Below are 24,086 nucleotides of genomic sequence, written 5' to 3'. Positions count from 1 at the left end.
CCCGCCACCCCTGACGACTAGTTCTCCGTGTCCTGCAGCAATGCACGATAGCGGTCTATACAGTCCCTGTTTTCTTGAGGATAGTCTGGAGCCAGCGCCATCAGCGTTGCGGCCAGAATCGCGGCCACCTCGGCACGCGCTGCGGACTTGCTGTCGTTGGGAATCACATGCCAGGGTGCACACTCGGTATGGGTAGCGGGTAACACCTCATTCACCAGGCTCAGATAATCGTCACGCGCAGCCCAGCTTTGCACGTCGGCATCATCAAACTTCCAGCGCTTACGTGGCGTTTCAAGCCGCTTGAGCAACCTCTGACGCTGCTCTTCTTTAGAGGTATTGAGCCAAACCTTGATGATTCGTGTCCCTTCGCGATGCAAATGCTGCTCAAAGGCATTGATGGATTCATATTTGCGTGGCCATTCATCACTGGCATGCTCGGAAACGGGCCACAACCGCTCGGCCAAAACCGATTCATAATGGCTGCGATTGAAAACAACCACCTCGCCTCGCTCAGGTAGATGACGCCAGACCCGCCACAGAAAGTCATGATGCACCTCCTCAGCCAGCGGCCGGCTAAAGCTATGCACCCTGAATCCGGCAGGATCCATACCGCGTGACAGCGTTCGTATCAGGCTATCCTTGCCTGAAGCATCCAGCCCCTGCACCACCAGCAACACGCCATAACGACGATTGGCACGCAAACGCCGCTGGTATTCACGCAGCGTGGCCAGCGCCTCATCCAGGTCGGCAACCATGCCCTCAACTGGGCGGGTTCCCAGGCTGTCGATGTTCATTCCCTTTGCAACCACATCGCTGAACGTGGACTTTGGCATATTCCTTACCCTCCCTTGCTCTCTCCAGCATAATGGCATGCAGAACCACCGAATAGCGGAGAAAAAGCGGTGCAACCCAGAATCAGCATGATCACACTTGGCGTCAGGGATCTCGCCTGCGCCATTACCTTCTATGAGGAGGGGCTGGGCCTGCCACGCCGGCCCATGCCAGAAGATGCGCCAGTGGCGTTCTTTGAGCTCAACGGCACCTGGCTCGGTCTGTTCGGCCATGATGCGCTTGCCCATGATGCCGGCGTCAGCGCCGAGGGTAGCGGCTTTCGAGGCGTTGCCCTTGCCCACAACCTCGACTCGCCCACAGAGGTTGATACCTTACTGGATCAGGCCGCAAAGGCTGGCGCCACTATCGTCAAACCAGGTCAGCCCACCGAGTGGGGTGGCTACGCCGGTTACTTTGCAGACCCGGATGGGCATTTGTGGGAAGTCGCCTGCAATCCGCATTTCTGGGTTGGGCCGAGATAAGAGAATAAGCCTGTTGAAAGACGTCAGGGGCCGCGCTCTGGCGTCAAACCGTGCAACTCACAGTACAAGACTCTTCTTTCTGAAAGGTCTCTGCCAGCCGGATCTCACCTTGCCTCACTTAGGCGAGGATCGCTTGCAGGCAAGTTATTCGCTTCGCTCACCCCTTCGGGGCCGCACTACGCGCGTTACTGCGCTACGCCAAGTGCCCACTGCAGATTCGTGGAAAACATGAATACCGCAAACCTTTTGGGCTGCCCCTGTTCAGCCGAGCCTAGCTCGCCTGGCTTGGCGGGCAAATACAAAAAAGCCCGGCACTTGGCCGGGCTTTTTTGTGTTGCGGGAAAAGGAGATCTTACTTGAAGATTTCACCCTTCTCGGCTTTTTCCACCAGCAGTGCCGGCGGATTAAAGCGATCACCGTACTTGGCTGCCAGCTCCTGGGCGCGGACAACAAAGCCCTTCAAACCACCCTCGTACTGGTTGATGTACTGGATCACACCACCTGTCCAGCCCGGGAAACCGATACCGAAGATGGAACCGATGTTAGCATCGGCCACGGATTCAATAACGCCTTCCTCGAAGCACTTCACTGCTTCCATGGCTTCAATGAACAGCATGCGCTCTTGCATGTCTTTCATCGGGATCTCGGTGGAATCACCGAACGCTTCTTTCAGGCCCGGCCACAGCTTCGCCTTGCCGCCTTCCGGATAATCGTAAAAGCCTTTGCCCTGGAGTTTGCCAGGACGATCCAGCTCTTCGACCATCTTCTTCATCACCAGCTCGGCTGGATGCTCGGGGGGCATCGGGGTGCCATCTCGCTCGGCATCATCACGGGCAGCCTTGCCAATTTTCAGCGCAGTTCCCATGTTGATCTCGTCGATCAGCTTCAGGGTACCCACCGGGTAGCCTGCCTGCTGCGCCGCCTGCTCCACGGAAGCCGCAGCTACGCCCTCACCCAGCATGGCAATACCTTCGTTGGCGAAGGTGCCGATGACGCGGGTAGTGAAGAAGCCGCGAGCGTCGTTGACCACGATCGGGGTCTTGCGGATCTGCAGACAGTAATCGTAGGTCTTGGCCAGCACTTCCGGAGAGGTATCTTTACCGCAGATGATTTCCACCAGCGGCATCTTGTCTACCGGGCTGAAGAAGTGGATACCGATGAAGTTGTCCTGCTTCTTCACCCCCTTGGCCAGACCCGTGATCGGCAGGGAGGAAGTGTTGGAACCCAGCACCGCGTCGGGCAGTACCACGTCTTCAATTTCCTGGAATACCTTGTGTTTCAGCTCGGTGCTTTCGAACACGGCTTCGATGACGAAATCCACGCCTTCCAGATCCTTGGCATCCGCAGTTGCGGTGATCAGGGACAGTACCTGCTCTTTCTTCTCTTCGGTCATCTTGCCGCGGGAAATGGCTTTGTCCAGCAGCTTGCGGGAGTAGTCCTTGCCCTTTTCGGCATTTTCCACAGAGATGTCTTTCAGTACTACTTCGGAACCCGTCATGGCGGTCACGTAGGCAATACCTGCGCCCATCATGCCCGCACCCAGTACCCCCACTTTCTTGGCAGTGAACTTCGGCACATCCTTAGGACGGCTGGCGCCACCGTTAATCGCCTGCAGGTTAAAGAAGAAGGCGTTGATCATGTTCTTGGCCACCTGCCCGGTGACCAGATCAATGAAGTAGCGCTCTTCGATCTTGAAGGCGTTGTCCACATCGACCTGGGCAGACTCCACGGCAGCCGCCATGATGTTTTTCGGAGCCGGGTAGTTGGCACCTTTCAACTGCTTGCGCAGGTTAGCCGGGAAAGCCGGCAGGTTGGCGGCAAACTTCGGCGTAGAGGGCGTTCCACCGGGGATCTTGTAACCTTTTTCGTCCCAGGGCTGCTGGCACTTCGGGTTAGCCAGGATGAATTCCTTGGCCTTGGCGATCATCTCTTCTTCAGAGTCCACCACTTCATCGATGATGCCAACCTTGAGGGCCTTGTCGACCTTCATGCGCTGACCCTGCATGAGCACATTCATCAGTGCGTTCTGGATCCCCAGCATACGCACGGTGCGGACGATACCGCCGGCACCCGGCAGCAGGCCCAGAGACACTTCAGGCAGGCCAAACTGGGCCTTCGGGTTATTCAGGGCAATACGACGGTGACAGGACAGGGCAATCTCAAGACCCCCACCCAGCGCGGTGCCGTTCAAGGCACACACCACCGGAATACCCAGAGTTTCCAGCTTGCGCAGATCACCTTTAAGCAGCTTCCCGCCATCCGCCATTTGCTGGGCATTTTCCGGCTTCACCTGGATCAGGTCACGCAGGTCACCACCGGCGAAGAAGGTTTTCTTGGCAGAGGTGACGATAACGCCGGCAATATCAGCTTTTTCTTTTTCGAGTCGTTCCACCGTGTCATGCATGGACTTGGTGTAACGATCGTTCATGGTATTCGCAGACTGCTGCGGATCGTCCAGGGTCAGGATGACAATATTGTCCGCGCCCTTTTCCCAGCGAATAGTCGATTCTGTCATTTCAATATCTCCAATTCCGGTGGCCGCTTACAGGCGCTCAACAATGGTGGCGATACCCATACCTGCACCCACACACAGGGTACAGAGGCCAAATTTCTGGTCTCGACGCTCCAGCTCGTCGAGCACGGTGCCGACGATCATGGCACCGGTGGCACCCAGCGGGTGACCCATAGCGATAGCACCACCATTCACATTGGTGATGTCATAGCTGATTTCCATGTCCTTCATGAAACGCATGGCCACAGAGGCAAAAGCTTCGTTGATTTCCCACAGGTCGATCTGGTCGGCAGTCATACCGGCCTTGGCCAGAGCCTTGCGGGCAGCAGGCGCCGGGCCGGTCAACATGATGGTCGGATCGGCACCGCTCACGGCGGTAGCAACCACACGGCCACGGGGCTTGGCACCGATCTTGTCACCGGCTTCCTTGGAGCCCATCAGCAGCAGGGTGGCGCCGTCCACGATGCCGGAGGAATTACCCGGGGTATGAACGTGGTTGATCTCTTCCAGCCAGTGGTACTTCTGCAGGGCAACAGCGTCGAAACCGCCCATTTCGCCCATCATGGCGAAGGAGGGATTCAGGTTGCCCAGCGAGTCGGCAGTGGTGCCTGCACGGACGTGCTCATCACGGTCCAGCACCACCAGGCCATTCATGTCTTTGACCGGGACAACAGACTTGCTGAAATAGCCTTTTTCCCACGCATTGGCTGCGCGGGCCTGAGAGTTGGCCGCGTACTCATCCACATCACGACGGGAGAACCCTTCGATGGTGGCGATCAGATCAGCACCAATACCCTGCGGGATAAAGCCGGTATCAAAGTTGGTTTCCGGATCCAGCGCCCAGGGGGTGCCATCAGAGCCCATCGGTACGCGGCTCATGACTTCTACACCACCCGCCAGTACCAGATCTTCGAAGCCGGAGCGCACTTTCATGGCCCCCAGGTTCACCGCTTCCAGGCCTGACGCACAGAAGCGGTTGATCTGAAGACCGGAAACCGTTTCCGGCAGGCCCGCTGCCAACGCAGCAATTTTGGGCAGTACGCCGCCCTGATCTCCAAGGGGAGAAACAATGCCCATGACGATGTCATCAATCATCGCCGGGTCCATGTTCGGGAAGCGGGCCTTGATTTCATTAATCAGGCCAACTACCAGGGAAATCGGCTTCACGGTATGCAGCGAGCCGTCCTTCTTGCCCCGGCCTCGGGGCGTACGAATCGCGTCGTAAATATAGGCTTCGGTCATGGAACCTTCCTCTTGCCTCAGGCAGATGTCAGCGTTTGCTGACGGGTTATGGAGGGCAGCGCAATAACTGGCGTTCTGCCCACGATGGAAAGACGGTAAGAGTGCCTCCTGACGCCCGTTCACTCAATGACATGAGTTAACAGGGGGGGTGAGCGGAAAGGGCAAACACTTTTGCTGGGTCTGTGCAGCCATTGCACCGTCGTTTCGAACTGCTATGGTGCTGGCATTCAATCAAGGAGAACGTTGATGTCACATACTCTGAACGTTTTGCAGTCACTGGCATCGTCTGTGCTTCAGCAAGGGCGCGGAATCAGCACCAGGGGGCATGTGCGCGAACCCGCCGAGCCGCTGGAACTTTACGACATGGAGGGCTGCCCATTCTGTCGTCTGGTTCGTGAGGCGCTCACCGATCTGGACCTGGACGCACTGATTTTTCCCTGCCCCAAGGACGGTGACCGTTATCGACCGCTGGTCGAACGGCTGGGGGGCAAACAGCAGTTTCCCTACCTGATGGACCCGAACACCGGCGCCGCCCTCTACGAATCAGCAGACATCATCGAATACTTGTATCAGGAATACGGCGGTCGCCCTGCCCCAAAACGCTGGCTGATCCGCAGCATCCGTACCGCTGCGTCCGTAACCGCCTCGCTGCCCCGCGCCCGTCGCGGCATCTACAGTGACGCCTCTGCCATACCGGAGAAACCGTTGGAGCTTTACTCCTTCGAAGCCAGCCCCTTCGCGCGACTGGTTCGTGAGCGGCTCACCGAACTGCAGATCCCCTACCTGCTGCGCCAGTCGGGTCGAGACCAGCTGCATGACTGGCTGTTGCCCCCCCTGCGCAAGCAGTTGGTGCCGGACTACACCCCCAGCCAGCGTAATCGTGTGGATCTGATGGACCGTGCGGGCAACATTGCGGTGCCCTATCTCATTGACCCGAACACCGGTAAGGAAATGTTTGAGTCCGCCGCTATTCTCGATTACCTGGAACAGACCTACGCCCGATAATCCGTTCATCCGTTCCATCGTCCGTAGCGGCAACAAATGCCACTACGGACACTTCTCCCGCCTCCGGTTTAGTGCTATATATCGCTTCAGACGCCAGCAAATCTGTCATGCTACGGATCAAGAGCTGCGTCCCTTCTATCAACAGCGGAAAGTGAGCAGCACCATGGGTCGTCGACAATTTGATGACTATGAACCAGCAGAATGGGAAGAAGAACATAAACGTGCGGATCGTGAACGTCGCAAACGCGACGCGAAACGGCAGCGACATCACGGTGAGGAGAATAACGAGAAACGGGAACACCGTGACTCACGTTATTCCTGACCCCTGAACGGCGTTAAACCGATCTCTCTGCAACGCTGAAAGCCTGCATCCAGTCAGGCTTTCAGTTCTTCCCTTTTCGCTTTTCGCCGCGTTAAACGTCTCCGTAACGCCCTGCCAGGGTTGTCAGAATGGAGACCGCATTGTCATCCACCTGCAAGTGGAACCCTCCACGCCAGTGGCCGTTGGGCAGGTAGTCATGCCAACAAGGCGTTGCCATCACCGCCACTTCACGCTGTCCGTACAAGGGTATGGGTAAGTCCAGCCGCAAGGGCTGCACCTGACTGGGAGGAACCCCTCTACCGGTGAGACAAACACCTTCATCGGTAAGGTTTAGTACATGACCAATAGGCTGGCTGCCGATACTGGCCTTAACGTTCAGGCGTAACCGGGGCCTTCGAAAACGACGACGTTCCATAACGAGTCCTCTTTCAAGCCGGTCCTTGTGCCAGTTTCCTCCCGCTTTGTGTACCATGCAATATGAAGTTTCCGATCTGTGGAGCAGTTCCGTGCCCAGTAATGACGACGATCTATTCCGTCTGGAAATGGCGGATGTGACGCCCATCAAACCGGACGGCAGAGCCGATCCTGGCAAACCACAGCGAAAAGACAGTATTCGCGAGCAGTTACGCCGTGCCGCCGCGGTCGACGACAGGCGCGACAATAATCCTCTCACTGTGCCGGAACAGGTAGAGCCTATCGGCCCACTGGACATCATAGGCGTTAAGAAAAACGGTGTTCAGGAAGGCGTATATCGCAAACTGAGACTGGGCAAATACGAGGCACAGGACAGCCTGGACCTGCACCGGGTTCGGCTCATGGATGCGCGCAACCAGGTCCACCAGTTCCTTACTCGCGCCCACGAAAACAGCCTTCGTGCTGTCCTCATCAGCCACGGCAAGGGCCTGCACAGTGAGCGCCCCGGCTTTCTTAAAAGCTACGTGATGCACTGGCTGCACGAAAGCCAGCTGGTCCTCGCCTATCACACTGCCCCCGCCAACCGTGGCGGCACCGGCGCCACCTTCGTGTTGATCCGCAAGAACAGCCAGGCCAGGCAGCGTAATCGGGAGTTTTTTATGGAGGCGGGCAAGAATAACCGCTAATTAATAGTTAATAATGAATAATTAATAACGTCGCGAGACGTTTCTTTGTGTTTTGAAACGCATGAGGCCGCGCCCAGAGTTTGGGCGCGGCCTCATTGCCTGGCATGAAGACAAGTGCTGCTCGCGCAGCTATTAATTATTCATTATTAACTATTCATTATCTTCTGATTCTGTTGATGCCATTAATCGCCGCCACCCGATACGCTTCCGCCATGGTTGGGTAGTTAAAGGTCGTGTCGATAAAATATTCCAGAGTGTTTTGTTCGCCGGGCTGACGCATGATGGCCTGGCCGACGTGGACAATCTCCATGGCCTGATAACCGAAACAGTGGATACCCAGGATGGCCAGGGTTTCGCGGTGGAACAGGATTTTCAACATCCCTACCCGCTCACCGGTAATCTGGGCCCGGGCCAGGTTGCGGAAAAAAGCCTGCCCCACTTCGTAAGGAATTTTTGCTTCAGTCAACTCCTGCTCGGTTTGCCCCACGGAGCTGATGCCGGGAATAGTGTAAATGCCGGTGGGCACATCCTTGACCTGCTTGATTTCGTCACCAGCGATTGCGGCGGCACAGAAACGCCCCTGATCATAAGAGGCACTGGCCAGTGATGGCCAGCCCACCACATCGCCCACCGCGTAGATGTTTTCAACGTCTGTCTGGTAACGCTCATTTATCGTGAGCTGGCCACGATTGTTCGGTTCCAGGCCAACCATTTCCAGCCCCATATTACCGGTATTACCCGAGCGACCGTTGCACCACAGCAAGGCATCAGCACGCAGCTTCTTTCCTGATTTCAGCTCCAGGGTCACCCCATCTTCATCGGCATCTACCCGCGTATACTCTTCACCCTGGCGGATAGTGCAGCCCTGGTCACGAAGGTGATAACTGAGTGCGTCAGAAATCTCCGTGTCCAGAAAATCCAGCAAGTGATCCCGGGAATTGACCAGATCCACACGAATGCCCAGCCCGGTGAAAATGCAGGCGTACTCAGAGCCGATGACACCGGCACCATAAATAATGATGTGCCGGGGGGTGTGATTCATGGTCAGGATGGTGTCCGAGTCATACACCCGGGGATGATCGAAATCCACATCCGCCGGATGATAGGGGCGAGACCCGGTGGCGATCAGGATATTTTTCGTTTCCAACAGATGGGTACGGCCTTCCGTGTCATCCACCTGAACTTCATGAGGGTTGGCGATACGACCTCGCCCGGCAAAGATCGTGACGCGATTACGGATATAGAAATCGGTGCGCACCCGAACCTGGGAATCAATCACTTCGCGGGTTCGGGCAATCAGATCCTGCCAGCGCACGTCACGGGGGTTGATAATGCCACGCAACAAGGGATTTCGCTGCGTACGAATCACCTGACGCACCTGATGCCGTAGAGCCTTCGAGGGAATGGTGCCCCAGTGGGTACAGTTACCACCCATGGCCTTCTGGTCTTCAACGATGGCCACTCGCAGATCTTTCTTGGCAGCCTGCATGGCCGCCGCCTCCCCTGCCGGGCCACTACCAATCACCACAAGATCCCAACCGGAACTGATGTCCATTCACACCTCCATCTCATACGTGCGTACAGTATAGAGCGGTGGCAGAGTGACGACGAGTTAGACTAAGGTGAGAACAAGAAGAAAAACAGATTGAATCTCAGGGAGACAACATCATGGAACAGGAATCAAGCGTGAAGAAATCGTCCATCGTGGCCCGCAGCGGTAAAAAGTCTGGCCAGTGGCTGATTACCCACCCGGTCGGCGCCATTCAGCTTCTCGGGCTGGTACTTCTGATCATCATTGTGGCTCAGAACCTGGAACCCACCAGCATCGACATCCTTTTCTGGACACTGGTGGACATTCCCAAATTGCTGCTATTGCTGATCAGCATGGTGACCGGCGCCCTGGTCTGGGAGTTGGTCAAGCGTACCCTGTTACGCCGTAAAACGACGGCGTAACAGCAGCAGTACGCCACCCAGCAACATCCAGCCCATACTGCCGGAGCCGGCTGAGGTTTCCTTGTTGTTGTAGCTGATGGTGAATCTTGCCTGCTGGGACGTGGGCCCACAGTTCATGTCCTGCACTTTCAGCGTAAAGACATCCTTGAACGTATTGTAATTACTGTCCGGGGTATAGATGACTTTCGCAGGGCGGTTGGCATCTGCAGGATCGCTGTGCGGGATGGAGTCCTCATCATAGCGATCGATGATAATCAGGCCTGTGCCCTCTGTTTGGCCATCTTCATCGCGCTTGGCAAATGACGGCTTGGTGGCAAGGGTGATGTTGTAACGTGTCCAGTCGATCACCGCATCCGGGTTGTCCGGGTCTTCGATCTTGATATCGAACTCGATGCGTTTACCTGGCTGATTGACAACAGACGCACCTTGCAACACTGGCGCCTTGTCCTTCAGGGTCATCACCGCAGTGGCTTCATTCGAAACCTGACCTGCACTGTCCTCAAAAGTGTAATTGAACGCTACGGTTACCGGGTTCTCGCTGTCGCTGTTACACATGCGAGTGTCAAACTCTTCATTAGACGGCGGAGTAAAGAGCACCACGCACTCATCGGCCACATCCCCGTCTTCAAACAGGCTCGGGTTGGCATCAATAATATTTTGCGGAATGGGATCGCCACAGTTGAGGTCATAACCGGCGCGATCTTCGTTGTAGTAGAGCCACACAAACCGGATGGTTGCGCCATTCATGGAAGGGTCTGAAGGGGTCGGCCCCATATCCAGCGTAAACAGAGTCTTGTCCGTGGCATCCTGCACATATTCGTCTGTGGTGCTCAGATACTCTTCCGGGTCCAGCCCCTGCGGCTCGGCATGCCAGAATGTATAGATATTCGTCGCGAACTCGGGCGGGTCACCACCATCAAGTAAGACAAACTCGGCGCCATCGCTGGGCAGATCATTATCCAGAATATCCACCGGCACCTGGCGGGCGGGGGTATTCTGGTTGCTGCCCTCATCGTCTTCGGCGGTGATCTGCTGGTATTCGAACGCCCCAACATCACAGATGCCCCCGGAGGTACGATCAATGCCGCGCAAATCAGTGGCGCGGCATGCCAGCGGTGAGCCTGTACCGCTGACCAGTGAGGCAACATCATTACCCTTGTTCAGCAGCACGGTATCGAATTCACCGTTGACGATGCCCAGATAGGGAGGCACATAGTCATCACGGGTGCCCTCGCCGTTCGGGGCAGCAGGGGTCACCATCGCAGTCAAGGACGAAGAGCCGGTAGACGCCTGATCGGTAGTGCTGGCGGTGTCCGCCACACAGGCTGTTCCGGAATAGGCGTTGTACTCACTTTCATGGAGGATGGTGGTGCCGGTGCTGCAGCTGTCACCACTGTCGAAATAGGCGCTGTTGCCCATCCGGGTTTCCGTGGCAGCGTCACCAAGGTCAATACCCAGGCCACCGGTATTGTTCATGAAAGTAGAGTTCATGATATTGGCATTCACCGCCAGGCCACTGAAATCCAGTGCCGAACCTTTCGGCGCCACGCTGTTCACAAAGGTGCTGTTGGCAATCTGCACTTCACCGGCACGAATGTTGGCGTCCAGAACGCCCCCTTCCACCGCTGCACTGTTGCCATCAAAAGTGCTGTCGATGATGGCAACCTTGAAGGTTTCCTTGTACTGAGCGGTGCTGGACATGACCCCACCAGAAATGCCTGCGGTGTTGCCGCTGACAAAACTGCGGTTAAAGGTGAGCAGTTTTTCCTCGCCAGCATTGGCGCGCATAAAGACCACGCCGCCATTGGCTTCAGCGTAGTTATTGAGAATGCGTACGCGATCAAAGATGACCGATCCACCGGTGATGATCACCGCGCCGGACCCGGTGCCATCGGTACCATTACCAGAGACATTACCATCTTCCAGGGTCAGGTACTGGAAACGAACGGAGGGATGGCCCAAGTTCGGGTTCGGTGGCTGCACTTCGAATAAACGACTGCTGCCATTACCACGGATTGTGGTCAGGGTTTCTTCATCATCGGTGGCATCGTCAAGGGCGCCCTTGCCGACAATCTCTACACCACCGCCCTCGATAATCAGGGTACCGGCAAGTTGGATCTCCCCCGCCGGCAGCAGGATGGTATCGGTGGAGTTGCCCCCGTAGGCACAATCCGGGCTGGCCGCCGCACCTGCATTGAGCAGCGCTTCACGAAGGGTACACTTGCCATCGTTAGGGATAGAAGGGATACGGTCTTCCAGAGAATTCACGGTGATTTCCACCGCCATGGCCTGGCCGGCGGTGAGCAGCGCCGCCGCTGGCAGCAAAATGCGGGCAGCGCGAGCGAAACGGCGCAGCATACCGGCGAAAACCAACATCAGCGTCATGATGCCACCGAAAGAACCAATACTGTCCTTCTCCGTCAGCCCACTGGCCGGTTCCGCGAAGAAGTTGGCAATTTCGTCCTGGTCCTGCCCCAGGTCAGCACCGCCGTCAAAGGCGTCCTTGTCCACCTTGTAGCGAATCTGGTCCACACCGTGGAAATTGGAAGACGGGGTGTAACGAATTCTCGGGTAGCCGTTGGCATCGATCACAGGCACAGCGGTTCCCAGCTCAGGGTACTCGATAATGGTCAGACAGCGATCAAGAATGCCCTGATCGATACAGGCCTGATCTCCCGCACAGCTGTTGTCTACATCGACAATATCGTTGAGCAAGTTGCAGTCGATCACGGTGTCATTCAGATCATTGGCGACCACGTCACCCAGCACACTCTTGCCGCTGATCATGTTGATTTCTTCCGGCTCGGCTCTGGCGCGCAGGAATTCGATGGAGCCCACATCACATCGGCCGCCAGGGCCACCACGGGCGTTGCCGCGATTATCGGTGCCTTCACAGGTATCAACAGAGGAGTTTTCCGGATTGCCGCGATCAAACAGGCTGGCAAAACCGGGGCTGGCCAGCGGATCCGCCACTACTGCCGCAGGATGCGGATTGGGCAGGAAGCCCGGGTAAGGGCCGCCGATTTCTTCTGCTGTCATGGGCAAACAGGCGCCTGCGCCCTTGATACCGATCGCACACTCAACACGGCCTTCGCCAAGGAAGACATCTTCCTGGGCGCCATTGGGATTAACCGTGACCGGCACACCCTCGGTCTGCTCTTCCGGGGTCGGGCAGTTGGCATCGTCGGTAATGGTAAACAGCAGGCGGGCCGCCGCATCCGCATTCACTGCAGTGCCGTCCAATACCGCACCCGCGCAGGCACCGCCATCGTTACCGACGATAGCCGTGTGGAGAATGTGATCGCGAGTTTCTGCATCGGCAGGATCAGCAAAGCCGGATTCGGCTAGCGTCAGGGCAACGCCTTCATTAAAGGCAATGGTCATGTTGACCAGCACCGCAGTGTGATTCTCAGACACTACGTTGATCACCCCACCGGTGTTGCCAGTGATGGTGCCATTACCCAGTTCCATGCCGATTCCCACCCCGGCCACCGCAGGAGTCACCACGACAGGTGGGTTTACGGAGTTATCCATCACCGCCGCCTGAGGAGCGACACCGCCATCCATATAGATGACGCCAGCATCCACACCGCCACCGGCGGTATTGTTGGCCATGTAGAAGTCATAGCCGATGATGTTGCCATCGAAAGTGTCAGAGGTGGCGATGACGGAACCAAAGCCGGTGGCGACGTTGTCCTCGAAGCGACCGCCATTAGAAAAGGAAGTGCCACTGCCTTCGGTCATATACAGAGCGCCGCCATTCCCGGCCGCACCACCGGCCAGCACCACATTTCTGTTGATGATCACCGTGCCAGCAGCGCGAATAAGGCCACCATTGTTATCGACTTCTTTCTCGGCAATCTCAGGGTCCGTCAGGACCGGCACAGTCGCATCGCCATCCCTCAGTTCAAGGTTGGCCAGTGACATGGCGCCACCATCATGGATGGTAAACACCCGGGATTGATTTCCCGCCGAAATAACCGGTCGCACCTTGTCTTCGGCGTCTTCAAAGGCATCCAGCTGGATGTTGATGGCGATCTGGTTGGATAATGGTTCGAAGGTGACCGTGTATTCGGTCTTTGTATCATTCGGGTCGGGAGTATCCGTGTCCGGCACTTCCTCAGATGTCACGACCACCTTTTCGCCGATACCGATTGGCAAGCTGCCCTGGCTGAGCAAGTAGTTTGTGTTTGCCTTGAGCTTGATGGTGTCGCTGCCCGTGCCAGCCGCACAACCGTCTACAGAAATGCGATAGTTACTAGCATAAACGGCCTCACGGACCGAACAAAGGCCATCTGCTACGGATGTGGTCGCCTGCCACTTGGTATCTTTATCCCAAACTTGGGGGTTCGGAGACTCATCAATATTATCCACAGCGACTACAGTCACTACAGGGTCCGTAGTACTGTTGATCTCGTAAACCGTCGCATGGGAAGTGGCTGCAAAAATCAGGGTACAACCAGCAAGGCACTGCCAAAGCCCAAGGTGGCGCATTGTGTTCTCCTGCAGACGGTAATTCCGCCTGACATTATTGTTCTAATTGGTCTTTCGGAGCCCGTGGGTTAGTACAATGTAACCCTATGTAATTAGGGGCAATAGTATCGCTTATTACAGTATCAGACTGTTGCATCTGTGTAAGCGACCCTTTTTACCACCCCAGCGCATCCTTGACAAAGGGAATAGTGACAGAGCGTTGCTGCGCCAGTGCCAGTTGGTCAAGACGATTGAGTAACCCAACCAACCCGGCAGGGCTGCGCTCGCTGCGAAGCACAATAAAGTGGGCAACCTCAGGCTCAAGACGCAATCCACGAGTGCGTGCGCGCTCCACCAGCAGGGATTCCAGCCCTTCGTCCCCCAGAGCCTGAAGCCGGTAAACCGGTCCCGCAGCCAGGCGGGTAGCCAGATCTGGCAGCATCAGCCCCATGGCCACTGGCGACGCATTGGCCGTGACCAACAAGCGTCCTCCTCTGGCCATCAAGCGGTTGTAAAGGTGAAACAGGGCTTCTTCCCAGCGCGCATCGCCGGCGAAATGCTGGCAGTCATCCACCGCCAGCAGGTCAAACTGCTCCATGGACTCCAGCACTTCCGGACTCAGAGGTAGAAGCTCTTCAGCCGGCAACAGACAGGCATTCAAACCATGCAGCTGCGCCAGGCGCACCGCCCCTTCCAGCAGGTGGCTCTTGCCCTGACCGTCAGGGCCCCAGATAAAGGCCTGGCGGTCGACACCGACAACGGCTTCCCGGACACCCTGAAACAGGGCGCCATTTTCACCAACGATAAAGTTCGAGAGGTCATTGCCCTCGCGAAGCTGCAGGGCAAGCGGTAGTTGTGAGGCCATTGATCAGCGACGCCAGCAGTAACGCCACTGGGGCCCGGCCACGGTCTCATCAGGGCAGGGCGTCAGCGATGAAGACAGGGACAACAAGTCGCGCAACTGGGCGTCACTGCCGGCAAAATCCAGCCCATAGATCAGGGAATCGCCGGAGACCTGCACCAGAGATACACTCTGGACGCCCCCCAGGCCAGCCAGGAAGTCACGCAGGGATTTCCAGTCGCCGAGTGATCCCACCGTTTCAACGGTCAACAGGGTACGCTGGTCACTGGCCCCTCCGGCAACGGCAAAACGATCCGCCAACTGATTGGTCACGCTGTCGACCAGATCCGCAATAGCCTGCTCTGTGGAATCCGCTTTAAGGCGGCCATCATCCAGTGTCTTGCGGCCCTGCAATACTCGCCAGCTGACCGTTGCCGGACTGCCACTATAGAGCACCGCCGCCAGCACCATTTCATGGGGGTATCGGGCGGAGGCATCGAGAATCTGGTTATCGAAACGGCCTCGGATGTCGGCCACCGCCAGAGCACCACGATCAACGGAATCCCACTCCGGAAGCACCACATCGAGCCCTCGACGGTCTGCCTCCTGCTTGAGCATGGCGAAATCCGGATGCCCGGGGTTCACCATACTGCCCTTGCCAGTGCCCTGATCGACCAGCCACACCAGCACACGGGGACGCGGCACGCCCCACACCGGGGCCCGGCGTGATGACAGCAGCTGCATCAAACCACCCGTATCAAAGCGCGCCACCAGCTGCCCATCACGGAAGTCCTGACGAATCACCCAGCGGTTGAGCTGCTCGGCAGCTTCCCCGGCCACCGGCAGCTCCAGCACAGACGGCTTGCCGCTCAGGCGCACCAGCACCTGATTGAGCGCCTCACCCAACGCCCGCTGCTGTTCTTCCGGGGTCCGGTTTTCCACCGAAACCGACACCGTATCGAGGGTTCCTGCCAGTGCCACCGGCACTCCCAGCAACAATATCAGTGCCGCTACAACCTGCTTTCCATAGTTCCGCATGAGCGCCAAATCCAACCAGTCTTACAAAGCGCGCTATTATCACCTATTCGTTGCACACTGGCGAACCGGATTTTCTCTGCCAATCTCTTCCACTCAGCGGTGGAAAGATGGGCCCCGGACTCTTAAAATACGCGCCTTCATTAATCCGGAGCCCCCCATGACCGAACAGAAACGGCCACTGACCTACCGTGACGCTGGCGTCGACATCGATGCCGGAAACGAGCTGGTAAAGCGTATTGCCCCTGTGGCCAAGCGCACCCGGCGCCCCGAGGTCCTGGGTGGCCTGGGCGGTTTTGGCGCTCTCTGCGAGCTGCCCACCCGCTACAAGAACCCGGTTCTGGTTGCCGGCACCGATGGCGTGGGCACCAAACTGCGCCTGGCAATTGATACCGGCCGCCATGACAAGGTGGGTATCGATCTGGTTGCCATGTGTGTCAACGACCTGATCGTGGGTGGCGCCGAGCCGTTGTTCTTCCTCGACTACTACGCCACCGGCAAACTGGACGTGGAAACGGCCACTAGTGTTGTTACCGGGATCGGTGAGGGCTGCGAAATGGCGGGCTGCGCCCTTATCGGTGGTGAAACCGCCGAGATGCCGGGCATGTACGAAGGCGAAGATTACGATTTGGCCGGCTTCTGTGTTGGTGTGGTAGAGAAAGACGGCGTTCTCGATGGCAGCAAGGTTCAGGCTGGTGACAAACTGATCGCCCTCGCCTCCAGTGGCCCCCACTCCAATGGTTACTCTCTGGTTCGCCGCATCATGGCCCAGGCAGACACCAATATCGAACTGGAGGGCAAGCCGCTCATGGAGCACCTGCTGGCCCCCACCCGCATTTATGTGAAACCGCTACTGAAGCTGATTGAGCAGGTAGAAGTTCATGCACTGGCGCATATCACTGGCGGCGGCCTGCCTGAAAACCTGCCCCGGGTCATGCCGGAAAATACCCAGGCGGTGATCGACACCAACAGCTGGGAGTTCCCGGCAGTATTCCAGTGGCTGCAGGAGGAAGGCCAGGTACCTGCATTTGAAATGTACCGTACCTTCAACTGTGGCGTGGGCATGGTCATCGTGGTGCCTGCGGATCAGGTCGATGCCACTCTGGCGCTGATGGAAGCCGAGGGTGAGAAAGCATTCCTTATGGGCGAGATACGCGAAGGGCAAGGCGAACCAGAAGTCGTTCTGGAAGGCCTGAAAGACTGATAACGCCGGGCTGCCAGCCTTCTGGCAGCCCTCCTCCCCATTTCGGAACCCGGCTCCATGACCGACACTCCCACCCCCTCGTCTCACCGCCTTGCTGTCCTGATCAGTGGCTCTGGCACCAATCTTCAAGCCATCCTTGATGCGATTGCCGAAGGTAGCTTGCAGGCCCAGGTCGCTGTGGTGCTGTCCAACAAGGCAGATGCAGGGGGCCTGGAGAGGGCCAGGCAAGCGGGCATTCCAACGGAAGTGCTGGATCACCGCCAATTCGATAGCCGCGAGGCGTTCGATCAGGCCATGATCGACAAACTGGACGTGTATAAGCCCGAAACTGTAGTGCTGGCCGGCTTCATGCGTATCCTCTCCCCCCTGTTTGTGCGTCACTACACCGGTCAGCTCATCAATATCCACCCGTCCCTGTTGCCCAAATACCGGGGCCTGCACACCCACGCACGCGCCCTTGAAGCGGGTGACCGTGAGCATGGCTGCTCTATCCACTTTGTTACAGAAGAACTGGATGGTGGTCCGCTGATTGCCCAGGCACGGGTCGAAATTGTTGCGAACGATAATCCGGAATCCTTGTCCAATCGTGTACAGATACGCGAACATCAGCTCTACCCGCTGGTGTTGCAATGGCGCGCAGAACAGCGCCTGTCACTCGACGAGCAGGGAGTCTTGCTGGATGGGAAGCCTTTACCAGAACAAGGTCATCAGGTCCCTTAGGGTCTTATTGCTGCTGGCACCAATCCTGGCCGTGGCTCCTGTTGCCTCGGCCCAGCCACCTGTCACTCCCTTTACCCTTGATTATCGCCTCAAGAGCGAGGGCGTTCCGTTTACCATCACCGCTACCCGCACACTCAAGCAGGTCAAAGGCGGCCTGTGGAAAATGGAAGTCAGTGCCAAGAACTGGTTGGGCGAGATCCGTGAGACGGCGCTGTTCAACTGGCAGTCCTGCACGCCGCAAAGCAGCTATTACGGCTACATGCGAAAGGGACTGGGACGTTTGAAGGAAGCCTCTCTCCACCTGGACAGGGAGACGGGGATCGCTGCCAGCGAGCGCAGCGGCAAAGGCATGCTCAGCTACCCGATCTCAGACACCGCCACTGATGAGCTTTCTGTCAGCCTGGCGTTGCAATGTGCACTGGAGCGCGGCGAGAAAGATATCGAGCTGGATGTGGCCGATGAAAGGTCACTGGAAACCCAACGCTTCAAGGTGGTGGGCGAGGAAACCCTGAAGATTGATGGCGAACGGCTCAAGACAGTGAAGGTGCAGCGGGTTCGTGATGACAACAGCCCACGACAAACTTTCATGTGGTTTGCACCGAACCATCAATTTCTTCTGGTACAGTTGCAGCAAAAGAATAAAGACGGAGAGCATGTGATGACGTTGCAATCCCTGGAGGGGAAATAACCGTGCGTTTGTTTTTCCTTTGCCTGACCCTGATTTTCTCAAGCTTGGTCCATGCCGATACTCTTGCGCCTTTCGCCGCCGAGTTCCGCATCTACGTGAACAAACTACCCACGCCGGTTAAGGCGGATCTGGTGCTGGAACCAGCCGAAGGAAAGGACAGCTATCACATGCTGCTCAAGGCCAGTTCTTTCCTGCTCACCAACACCGAAGAAAGCTTTTTCGAGTGGCGTGACTGTCAACCACGCACCAGCCGTTACCTGCATGAATTCGAGGGTTTCGGCCAACACCGCTATCACCGCATGAACTTCCAGTGGGCGCCCCCCCGCGTTCACAACGTCTCCGAAGACGACAAGGAAAGCCTGGATATCCCTGACAACACGCTGGATGAGCTTACCATCCTGCTCAGGGGCCGTTGCGTGTTTTCAGAAGGCGCCGATCAGTACTCCGTCACCAGTGTTTATGGTGATCGCATTCGTACCCATCGTTTTGCCGTGATTGGCAGGGAAACCATCAAGACACCGCTGGGCAAGCTGGACACGCTGCTAGTGGAAAAGAAGCGCGAAGGTGACAGCAAGAAAAAACGGCGCACCCTGTTCTGGGTTGCGCCGTCTCTTGACTACATGGTGGTCAAGGCAAAGCACATCGAGAGCACCTTCCTCAAGGCCGAGCTCATCATGACAGACTACAGCGGTCCGGATCCTGATACCGCAGCCACCCAGGCAGTCAGCAATCAGGAAGAGTCGGCCAGGCCAGCCTCAGGACTTACGCCCGAGGCAGGGTAACGCCACGCTGGCCCTGATATTTTCCGCCACGGTCGCCGTAGGAGGTCTGACACACCTCGTCTGACTCGAAGAACAACATCTGTGCCACACCTTCATTGGCATAGATCTTCGCGGGCAGCGTGGTCGTATTGGAGAATTCCAGGGTCACATGCCCTTCCCACTCCGGCTCCAGCGGCGTCACGTTCACAATGATGCCGCAGCGAGCATAGGTGGATTTGCCCAGACACACCGTCAATACATTACGCGGAATCCGGAAGTACTCCACCGTGCGCGCCAGCGCGAAAGAGTTCGGCGGGATGATGCAGTACTCTCCCTTGATATCCACGAAGCTGCGCTCATCGAAGTGCTTGGGATCCACCGTGGCGGAATGGATGTTGGTGAACACCTTGAATTCATCCGCGCAGCGCACGTCATATCCATAGCTGGATACGCCGTAGGAAATCAGCTTGTTGCCACTGGCATCGGCACGCACCTGCTCGGCCTGGAAAGGCTCGATCATGCCGTGCTCATTGGCCATGCGGGTAATCCAGCGATCCGATTTAATAGTCATTCCTGCCTCTCGGTTCCGAAATAGGGCCAGTAATTTCAAGCGCTCAATGGTATAGACGCTGGACGCCGGATACCAGACGCGGACCATTCAGACGCCCGGCTTCCGGTATCCAACAGCATTTCAGTGCTGTGTCACCTTCGGGAAAGCCCGTTTGCCCTTGCTGGTCAACGACAGTCGTGCCGCCATGCGCCTTGCCGCCTTGCGGTACAAGGCGGCCTCCTCGCTATCCGGACAGGCCGCCACTACCGGTTTGCCACTATCGGCCTGTTCGCGGATCTTCAGGGAGAGCGGCAGCGCAGCCAGCACCTCGGTATCGTAGTCCTGAGCCATACGTTCACCGCCACCCTGACCGAATACGTGTTCCTGGTGACCGCACTCGCTGCAGATATGCACCGCCATATTCTCAACGATTCCCAGCACCCGGATATCCACCTTGCGGAACATCTCTACCCCCTTGATGGCATCCAGCAACGCAATGTCCTGTGGCGTCGTAATCACAACCGCACCCGCCACCGGGATCTTCTGGGCAAGAGTTAACTGAATATCCCCGGTGCCCGGAGGGAGATCCACCAGCAGGTAATCAAGCTGCTGCCAGCGGGTCTGTTCCATCATCTGAACCAATGCGCCACTGGCCTTCGGGCCACGCCACACCACCGGTGTCTGCTGGGTGGTCAGATAGCCCATGGACATGGTCTGCAGGCCATAGGCGTCCACCGGCACAAAAGTCTTGCCGTCCAACACTTCGGGACGGGTACCATCAGGCTTGCCCAGCATCAGTGGCTGGCTGGGACCGAACACATCCGCATCCAGCAGCCCCACCCGGGCACCTTCCGCCTGCAGAGCAAGGGCCAGATTCACTGCCGTTGTGGACTTGCCCACCCCGCCTTTGCCAGAGGCTACAGCAATCACGTTGGCCACCTGGTCCAGGGCCGGCATGTCGGACTGGGTACGATGGGCAGCCACCTGACTTTTCAGCACAAGAATAAATTCGCGCCCCTCCAGCAAAGCGTCCAGATGCGCTCGCATCTGACTTTGCAGCTGGCTCTCAACTCCTGCACAGGGGTATCCCAATGTCACCGAGGCAGTCACCGTATCGCTGCTGGTTTGAATGCCGATTTCAGCACCGGCCTGATCCAGACTCACACCCAGATCTTCCGGCACGAAGCGGCCAAGCTGTTCCCGTATTGTCTGCTCTGCTGCACTCATGCCTTCTACTCCCATGTCGCAGGCTGCGATGATAGGGACTTACGCGCTATCAACCAAGGGGCTCAACGTACTGCGCGCCCCTCCTTCATTCATGATAGAAAAAGAATCACCACAAACCCGGTGCAATGCACTGGCTATCCTCGGTGAAATTCGCACAATAGGCGCTACTGGGTATACAAAATAACAAGGAGATATCATGAAAGGCTTTAACGTAGCGTGTCTGGCCAGCCTCTCAATTCTGTTTCTCTCTGCCTGCGGCCCAACCCCTCTGCCCCAGGAGCGTGACAGCATCACGGTTTCCGGCCACGGTGAGGTAACCGCCACCCCGGACATCTTTTCCGTCAATGCCACGGCGCAGGAAGAAGGCTCAGATATTGATGCCATGAAATCCCGAGTCGATGATCAGGTCGAAGCCATGTTGGAACTGGCCGATGATCTGGACATCCCGGAAGCGCAAACCCGCGCCACAGAATTCCGCGTTTCCCCGCAGTGGCAGTACCAGCCGGAGCAAAAGCTGATCGGCCATCAGGTCTCCCGCTCTGTCCATTTCCGGGTCAACGGGCTCGACACCTATGCCGAATTGCTCGACGGCCTGGCAAAACTGAATATCCGCAACATTCAGCCCGCCGGTAGCGAAGTCAGCAATGCCGATACCCTCTCAGACGCGGCCCTGAAGAATGCCGTTGAGGACGCCAGAAAGCGGGCAAACGTCATCGCAAAAGCCGCCGGCCGTGATGTGGGTGAGGCCATTCGCATTGAGTCCCATACCGTCGGCAGCCCTCGCCCCATGATGATGATGGCCCGTAGCAAGGAAGGCGCCGCTGACAGCTTCCGCGCTGGCGAAACCGACATCACCGCCCAGGTACAGATCACCTTCGAGCTGGAGTAATCGGCCATGAGTGATCTGGGTGAAATCAGCAGTGCCGCACTGCAGCAGTATCTGGCCCATGCCGACAAGCTGGGGCTGGATACCGCTGCTGCTCTGATCCATGCAGGCATTGATCCAGAGCAAGCCCTGCGACCCGAAGCCCGAATCGATGGGCGGGAGTTTCAGCGCCTTCTGCAGCGCCTGGCTGACCAGTCCGGGGACCCTCTGTTTGGCCTTCACACCTCTGCCTTCATCCAGCCGGGTTCGTACAATGTGATGGGCTATATCTCAATGAGTGTGCATACACTCCACGAGGCACTGCTCAAGGTCACGCTGTACGAACGCCTGGTGGGGGACATGGGCACCACCGACATCAATATGGAAAGTGAGCAAGCCCAGATTCGTTGGCACTGCCGCTACCCGGACCAGCCCGTGCGGCGCCACCTGATCGACAACGTGCTCAGCTCCTGGCTATGTTATGCCCGCTGGCTCACCGGCAATGACAAACTTGCCCCTGCGGAAGTTCTGCTCGAACACCCGGAACCAGCGGCAACGCAGATAGCCGAATACGAGCGTATCTTCCACTGCCCTGTGCGTTTCGGGCAGCCCCACTCGGCCCTGGTCGGTGCGCCGGACCTGCTCATGCTACCCACTCGCCAGCCTGATCCATTGCTGCTTTCGACACTGGAAGCCCACGCCACCGCACAACTGGCACAGCTGGGTATTGAAACCAGCCTCAGTCAGCGGGTTCGCCAATGCATCAAGGATGCCATTGGCCACACCCTGCCTCGCAAAGAGGCCGTGGCCGAACGATTGGGCATGAATATCCGCACCCTGCACCGCCATCTGGCAGATGAGGGCCAGAGCTGGCAGAAATTGCTGGATGAGATTCGCCTTGACCAGGCAAAGCAGCTACTTCGCAATACCGATCAGGCTCAAACCTTCATTGCAGATGCCCTTGGCTACTCCGATATCCGCTCCTTCCAGCGCAGCTTTAAACGCCATACAGGCCAGACTCCGGGCCAGTTCCGCAAGACGGGCCAGACACTGTAAGACATCTCTTACAAGCGTCCAGGCTATTGTCTTACGGAATATGCAGCCATTTGGACAAACGTTCCACTTGCTTTCCCTATAGTTGATTTTTCAGCCATCTCAACGGGCCGTTCATCGCCATCTCTTTGCCACCCCATGGCTTCATCCCTACAAAGAAGGAAAGAAGTTCAGATGTTTTGTGAAGAAGGTGCCAAGATCAGTAGTGCGCTACCCACCATGGGGTATGCGAACCGCACGGAGAGCGGCAATGGAAAACAGAAAGCTTGCATTTGTTGGACTCGAGGCGGATACCACCAGCGCCTGCCTTTCCATGCTCAAGATCATGAATGGTCGTTCCAGCGTGGAATGGATGCAGGCTGAGCCTGATGAGGCCGATGTGCTGATGCTCGCCAATGACGACAGTGACACCAGTCGTCAGTGGCAAAACAGCGACAAGCCCTGCATCGTCATTTACCACAACAATGAAAGCAAACCCTCCGCAGCCTATACACTTTCTCATCCGTTCAGGGTCATGCAGCTGATTTCCGTTCTGGAAGATGTCTCCAGAACACTGGAGGATGCCTCCCCCGACGAAAGCTCACTGAAACCAATATCAGCGCAAACACAGGCAGCAACCCCTCACCGCCCGTCCGGACAAACCGATTTCAGTGAGTCGCTCTACCAGGCCGTCACCAGCAAGAATGCCCAGGAGCTTTATCAGTCCGATAGCCCCAAAGGCTCTCTCTTTGTTTCTCCTTCTGCAGGTGCCTATTTCATTCAGGAGCCCTTGTTCAATGAGGTTCGCCACAAGACGGCGGCCCTCACTGCACTCAAGCCAGCCAAAGACGCCGACCTCAGTGCTTATATACGCCGTCCTATTACTGAGCTGGCCTGGATGACGGCCCAACTGAGCAGCACGCTGCCCGCCTGGCTACCCAAGGATGGCAGCTACCGTCTCAAGCGCTGGCCCAATGTACGTTCGGCCAAAACCGACAGGGCCTACCTGTCCATGAGTGCGCTGATGACCAAGCAACCTTGCCGGCGCGAACAACTGGCGGCACATGCCGGCTGCGCACAGCAGCAGGTAGACCGGTTTCTTTCCGCCTGCGCCATGAGCAACCTTCTTGTGTGCGAAGCCGCCTCAGCCGCGCCTTCCACCCGTGCAGCCACACCTGATGAACCCCGTCGGATCGGCTCGTTCATTCAGGGGCTGAGACACCGCCTTGGACTGAGTAGCTAA

At 57.2% G+C, this 24,086-nt stretch carries 22 protein-coding genes; 12 read left to right on the top strand and 10 right to left on the bottom strand.

The annotated features are described in order from the left end of the window. Positions 1-17 precede the first annotated feature (17 nt). Positions 18-833 carry a PPK2 family polyphosphate kinase gene (locus GFN93_RS10555; RefSeq protein ID WP_235901788.1) on the bottom strand — a complete coding sequence of 272 codons (816 nt, stop codon included), beginning with the start codon at positions 831-833 and terminating at the stop codon, positions 18-20. A gap of 69 nt (positions 834-902) precedes the next feature. Between GFN93_RS10555 and GFN93_RS10550 the strand changes: the two genes are divergently transcribed. Further along, complete coding sequence (locus tag GFN93_RS10550) at positions 903-1,313, top strand: VOC family protein (RefSeq protein ID WP_328594523.1); 411 nt, start codon at positions 903-905, stop codon at positions 1,311-1,313. Between the two features lie 352 nt (positions 1,314-1,665). Here the strand turns inward: GFN93_RS10550 and GFN93_RS10545 are convergent, their stop codons facing one another. Together GFN93_RS10545 and GFN93_RS10540 are read right to left on the bottom strand one after the other, a co-directional pair. Further along, positions 1,666-3,828: a 3-hydroxyacyl-CoA dehydrogenase NAD-binding domain-containing protein gene (locus tag GFN93_RS10545; RefSeq protein WP_153501057.1), complete on the bottom strand. Its 2,163-nt coding sequence runs from the start codon at positions 3,826-3,828 to the stop codon at positions 1,666-1,668. A gap of 27 nt (positions 3,829-3,855) precedes the next feature. Continuing rightward, entirely contained in the window at positions 3,856-5,067 is a 1,212-nt protein-coding gene (locus GFN93_RS10540; protein ID WP_153501056.1) for an acetyl-CoA C-acetyltransferase, read from the bottom strand. Positions 5,068-5,313: 246 nt separating this feature from the next. On the opposite strand from GFN93_RS10540, the gene GFN93_RS10535 reads away from it, so the two are divergent. Together GFN93_RS10535 and GFN93_RS10530 are read left to right on the top strand one after the other, a co-directional pair. Further along, the gene (locus tag GFN93_RS10535; RefSeq protein ID WP_153501055.1) at positions 5,314-6,072 is read left to right on the top strand and encodes a glutathione S-transferase N-terminal domain-containing protein; all 759 of its coding nucleotides are present in this window, start codon (positions 5,314-5,316) and stop codon (positions 6,070-6,072) included. A gap of 163 nt (positions 6,073-6,235) precedes the next feature. Further along, positions 6,236-6,394, top strand: coding sequence for a hypothetical protein (locus tag GFN93_RS10530; RefSeq protein ID WP_153501054.1), 159 nt, complete (start codon positions 6,236-6,238; stop codon positions 6,392-6,394). A gap of 91 nt (positions 6,395-6,485) precedes the next feature. Here GFN93_RS10530 and GFN93_RS10525 read toward each other — a convergent pair whose 3' ends face one another. After that, on the bottom strand, positions 6,486-6,809 hold the full coding sequence (locus GFN93_RS10525; RefSeq protein ID WP_153501053.1) for a hypothetical protein: 324 nt from the start codon (positions 6,807-6,809) through the stop codon (positions 6,486-6,488). A gap of 91 nt (positions 6,810-6,900) precedes the next feature. On the opposite strand from GFN93_RS10525, the gene smrA reads away from it, so the two are divergent. After that, a complete protein-coding gene (smrA, locus tag GFN93_RS10520; RefSeq protein ID WP_328594522.1) occupies positions 6,901-7,494 on the top strand; it encodes a DNA endonuclease SmrA in 594 nt (197 codons plus the stop codon). Between the two features lie 157 nt (positions 7,495-7,651). Here smrA and sthA read toward each other — a convergent pair whose 3' ends face one another. Further along, positions 7,652-9,049, bottom strand: coding sequence for a Si-specific NAD(P)(+) transhydrogenase (sthA, locus tag GFN93_RS10515; RefSeq protein ID WP_153501051.1), 1,398 nt, complete (start codon positions 9,047-9,049; stop codon positions 7,652-7,654). A 113-nt stretch (positions 9,050-9,162) separates the two neighbouring features. Here sthA and GFN93_RS10510 point away from each other — a divergent pair, with 113 nt between their 5' ends. Beyond that, a complete protein-coding gene (locus GFN93_RS10510; protein WP_153501050.1) occupies positions 9,163-9,447 on the top strand; it encodes a hypothetical protein in 285 nt (94 codons plus the stop codon). Here the strand turns inward: GFN93_RS10510 and GFN93_RS10505 are convergent. From GFN93_RS10505 to GFN93_RS10495, 3 genes are all read right to left on the bottom strand, one after another. Beyond that, a complete protein-coding gene (locus GFN93_RS10505) occupies positions 9,424-13,941 on the bottom strand; it encodes a choice-of-anchor Q domain-containing protein (protein WP_153501049.1) in 4,518 nt (1,505 codons plus the stop codon). The two genes, GFN93_RS10510 and GFN93_RS10505, sit on opposite strands and share 24 nt — an antisense overlap. 154 nt (positions 13,942-14,095) lie before the next feature. Beyond that, positions 14,096-14,785 (bottom strand): DnaA regulatory inactivator Hda, encoded by a 690-nt coding sequence (hda, locus tag GFN93_RS10500; protein ID WP_153501048.1) that lies wholly within the window; start codon positions 14,783-14,785, stop codon positions 14,096-14,098. A 3-nt stretch (positions 14,786-14,788) separates the two neighbouring features. Then, positions 14,789-15,799 carry a DUF2066 domain-containing protein gene (locus GFN93_RS10495; RefSeq protein ID WP_153501047.1) on the bottom strand — a complete coding sequence of 337 codons (1,011 nt, stop codon included), beginning with the start codon at positions 15,797-15,799 and terminating at the stop codon, positions 14,789-14,791. Between the two features lie 157 nt (positions 15,800-15,956). Between GFN93_RS10495 and purM the strand changes: the two genes are divergently transcribed. From purM to GFN93_RS10475, 4 genes are read left to right on the top strand one after another with little or no spacing between them, the layout of a single operon-like run. Beyond that, positions 15,957-17,000, top strand: coding sequence for a phosphoribosylformylglycinamidine cyclo-ligase (gene purM, locus GFN93_RS10490; RefSeq protein WP_153501046.1), 1,044 nt, complete (start codon positions 15,957-15,959; stop codon positions 16,998-17,000). A gap of 57 nt (positions 17,001-17,057) precedes the next feature. Next, a complete protein-coding gene (purN, locus tag GFN93_RS10485) occupies positions 17,058-17,720 on the top strand; it encodes a phosphoribosylglycinamide formyltransferase (RefSeq protein WP_153501045.1) in 663 nt (220 codons plus the stop codon). Further along, the gene (locus GFN93_RS10480) at positions 17,680-18,408 is read left to right on the top strand and encodes a DUF3108 domain-containing protein (RefSeq protein WP_153501044.1); all 729 of its coding nucleotides are present in this window, start codon (positions 17,680-17,682) and stop codon (positions 18,406-18,408) included. Before purN ends, GFN93_RS10480 begins: the two co-directional genes overlap by 41 nt. A 2-nt stretch (positions 18,409-18,410) precedes the next feature. Beyond that, positions 18,411-19,190 carry a DUF3108 domain-containing protein gene (locus tag GFN93_RS10475; protein ID WP_328594518.1) on the top strand — a complete coding sequence of 260 codons (780 nt, stop codon included), beginning with the start codon at positions 18,411-18,413 and terminating at the stop codon, positions 19,188-19,190. Here the strand turns inward: GFN93_RS10475 and dcd are convergent. Together dcd and apbC are read right to left on the bottom strand one after the other, a co-directional pair. Next, on the bottom strand, positions 19,171-19,740 hold the full coding sequence (dcd, locus tag GFN93_RS10470) for a dCTP deaminase (protein WP_153501043.1): 570 nt from the start codon (positions 19,738-19,740) through the stop codon (positions 19,171-19,173). The genes GFN93_RS10475 and dcd overlap by 20 nt on opposite strands. A 120-nt stretch (positions 19,741-19,860) precedes the next feature. Next, positions 19,861-20,946 carry an iron-sulfur cluster carrier protein ApbC gene (apbC, locus tag GFN93_RS10465; RefSeq protein WP_153501042.1) on the bottom strand — a complete coding sequence of 362 codons (1,086 nt, stop codon included), beginning with the start codon at positions 20,944-20,946 and terminating at the stop codon, positions 19,861-19,863. A gap of 196 nt (positions 20,947-21,142) precedes the next feature. Here apbC and GFN93_RS10460 point away from each other — a divergent pair, with 196 nt between their 5' ends. The 3 genes from GFN93_RS10460 (at position 21,143) to GFN93_RS10450 (ending at position 24,086) form a co-directional block, all read left to right on the top strand. After that, positions 21,143-21,835: an SIMPL domain-containing protein gene (locus GFN93_RS10460; RefSeq protein ID WP_153501041.1), complete on the top strand. Its 693-nt coding sequence runs from the start codon at positions 21,143-21,145 to the stop codon at positions 21,833-21,835. 6 nt (positions 21,836-21,841) lie between these two features. Continuing rightward, positions 21,842-22,867, top strand: a complete 1,026-nt coding sequence (locus GFN93_RS10455) for an AraC family transcriptional regulator (RefSeq protein ID WP_153501040.1) — start codon at positions 21,842-21,844, stop codon at positions 22,865-22,867. A 247-nt stretch (positions 22,868-23,114) separates the two neighbouring features. Beyond that, positions 23,115-24,086, top strand: coding sequence for a hypothetical protein (locus GFN93_RS10450; protein WP_153501039.1), 972 nt, complete (start codon positions 23,115-23,117; stop codon positions 24,084-24,086).

This window comes from Alcanivorax sediminis, from assembly GCF_009601165.1.
In the GTDB taxonomy this organism is placed as follows: domain Bacteria; phylum Pseudomonadota; class Gammaproteobacteria; order Pseudomonadales; family Alcanivoracaceae; genus Alcanivorax; species Alcanivorax sediminis.
This window is presented reverse-complemented; position numbering and strand designations above follow the sequence as displayed.

Bases quoted from the DNA above. Each gene is read 5' to 3' on its own strand.
- GFN93_RS10505 (WP_153501049.1), bottom strand. From the start codon at position 13,941: ATGCGCCACCTTGGGCTTTGGCAGTGCCTTGCTGGTTGTACCCTGATT.
- GFN93_RS10530 (WP_153501054.1), top strand. From the start codon at position 6,236: ATGGGTCGTCGACAATTTGATGACTATGAACCAGCAGAATGGGAAGAA.
- sthA (WP_153501051.1), bottom strand. From the start codon at position 9,049: ATGGACATCAGTTCCGGTTGGGATCTTGTGGTGATTGGTAGTGGCCCG.
- GFN93_RS10555 (WP_235901788.1), bottom strand. From the start codon at position 833: ATGCCAAAGTCCACGTTCAGCGATGTGGTTGCAAAGGGAATGAACATC.
- GFN93_RS10540 (WP_153501056.1), bottom strand. From the start codon at position 5,067: ATGACCGAAGCCTATATTTACGACGCGATTCGTACGCCCCGAGGCCGG.
- GFN93_RS10495 (WP_153501047.1), bottom strand. From the start codon at position 15,799: ATGCGGAACTATGGAAAGCAGGTTGTAGCGGCACTGATATTGTTGCTG.
- GFN93_RS10535 (WP_153501055.1), top strand. From the start codon at position 5,314: ATGTCACATACTCTGAACGTTTTGCAGTCACTGGCATCGTCTGTGCTT.
- GFN93_RS10510 (WP_153501050.1), top strand. From the start codon at position 9,163: ATGGAACAGGAATCAAGCGTGAAGAAATCGTCCATCGTGGCCCGCAGC.
- hda (WP_153501048.1), bottom strand. From the start codon at position 14,785: ATGGCCTCACAACTACCGCTTGCCCTGCAGCTTCGCGAGGGCAATGAC.
- purM (WP_153501046.1), top strand. From the start codon at position 15,957: ATGACCGAACAGAAACGGCCACTGACCTACCGTGACGCTGGCGTCGAC.
- GFN93_RS10455 (WP_153501040.1), top strand. From the start codon at position 21,842: ATGAGTGATCTGGGTGAAATCAGCAGTGCCGCACTGCAGCAGTATCTG.
- GFN93_RS10450 (WP_153501039.1), top strand. From the start codon at position 23,115: ATGGAAAACAGAAAGCTTGCATTTGTTGGACTCGAGGCGGATACCACC.
- apbC (WP_153501042.1), bottom strand. From the start codon at position 20,946: ATGAGTGCAGCAGAGCAGACAATACGGGAACAGCTTGGCCGCTTCGTG.
- dcd (WP_153501043.1), bottom strand. From the start codon at position 19,740: ATGACTATTAAATCGGATCGCTGGATTACCCGCATGGCCAATGAGCAC.
- GFN93_RS10525 (WP_153501053.1), bottom strand. From the start codon at position 6,809: ATGGAACGTCGTCGTTTTCGAAGGCCCCGGTTACGCCTGAACGTTAAG.
- purN (WP_153501045.1), top strand. From the start codon at position 17,058: ATGACCGACACTCCCACCCCCTCGTCTCACCGCCTTGCTGTCCTGATC.
- GFN93_RS10460 (WP_153501041.1), top strand. From the start codon at position 21,143: ATGAAAGGCTTTAACGTAGCGTGTCTGGCCAGCCTCTCAATTCTGTTT.
- GFN93_RS10545 (WP_153501057.1), bottom strand. From the start codon at position 3,828: ATGACAGAATCGACTATTCGCTGGGAAAAGGGCGCGGACAATATTGTC.
- GFN93_RS10480 (WP_153501044.1), top strand. From the start codon at position 17,680: ATGGGAAGCCTTTACCAGAACAAGGTCATCAGGTCCCTTAGGGTCTTA.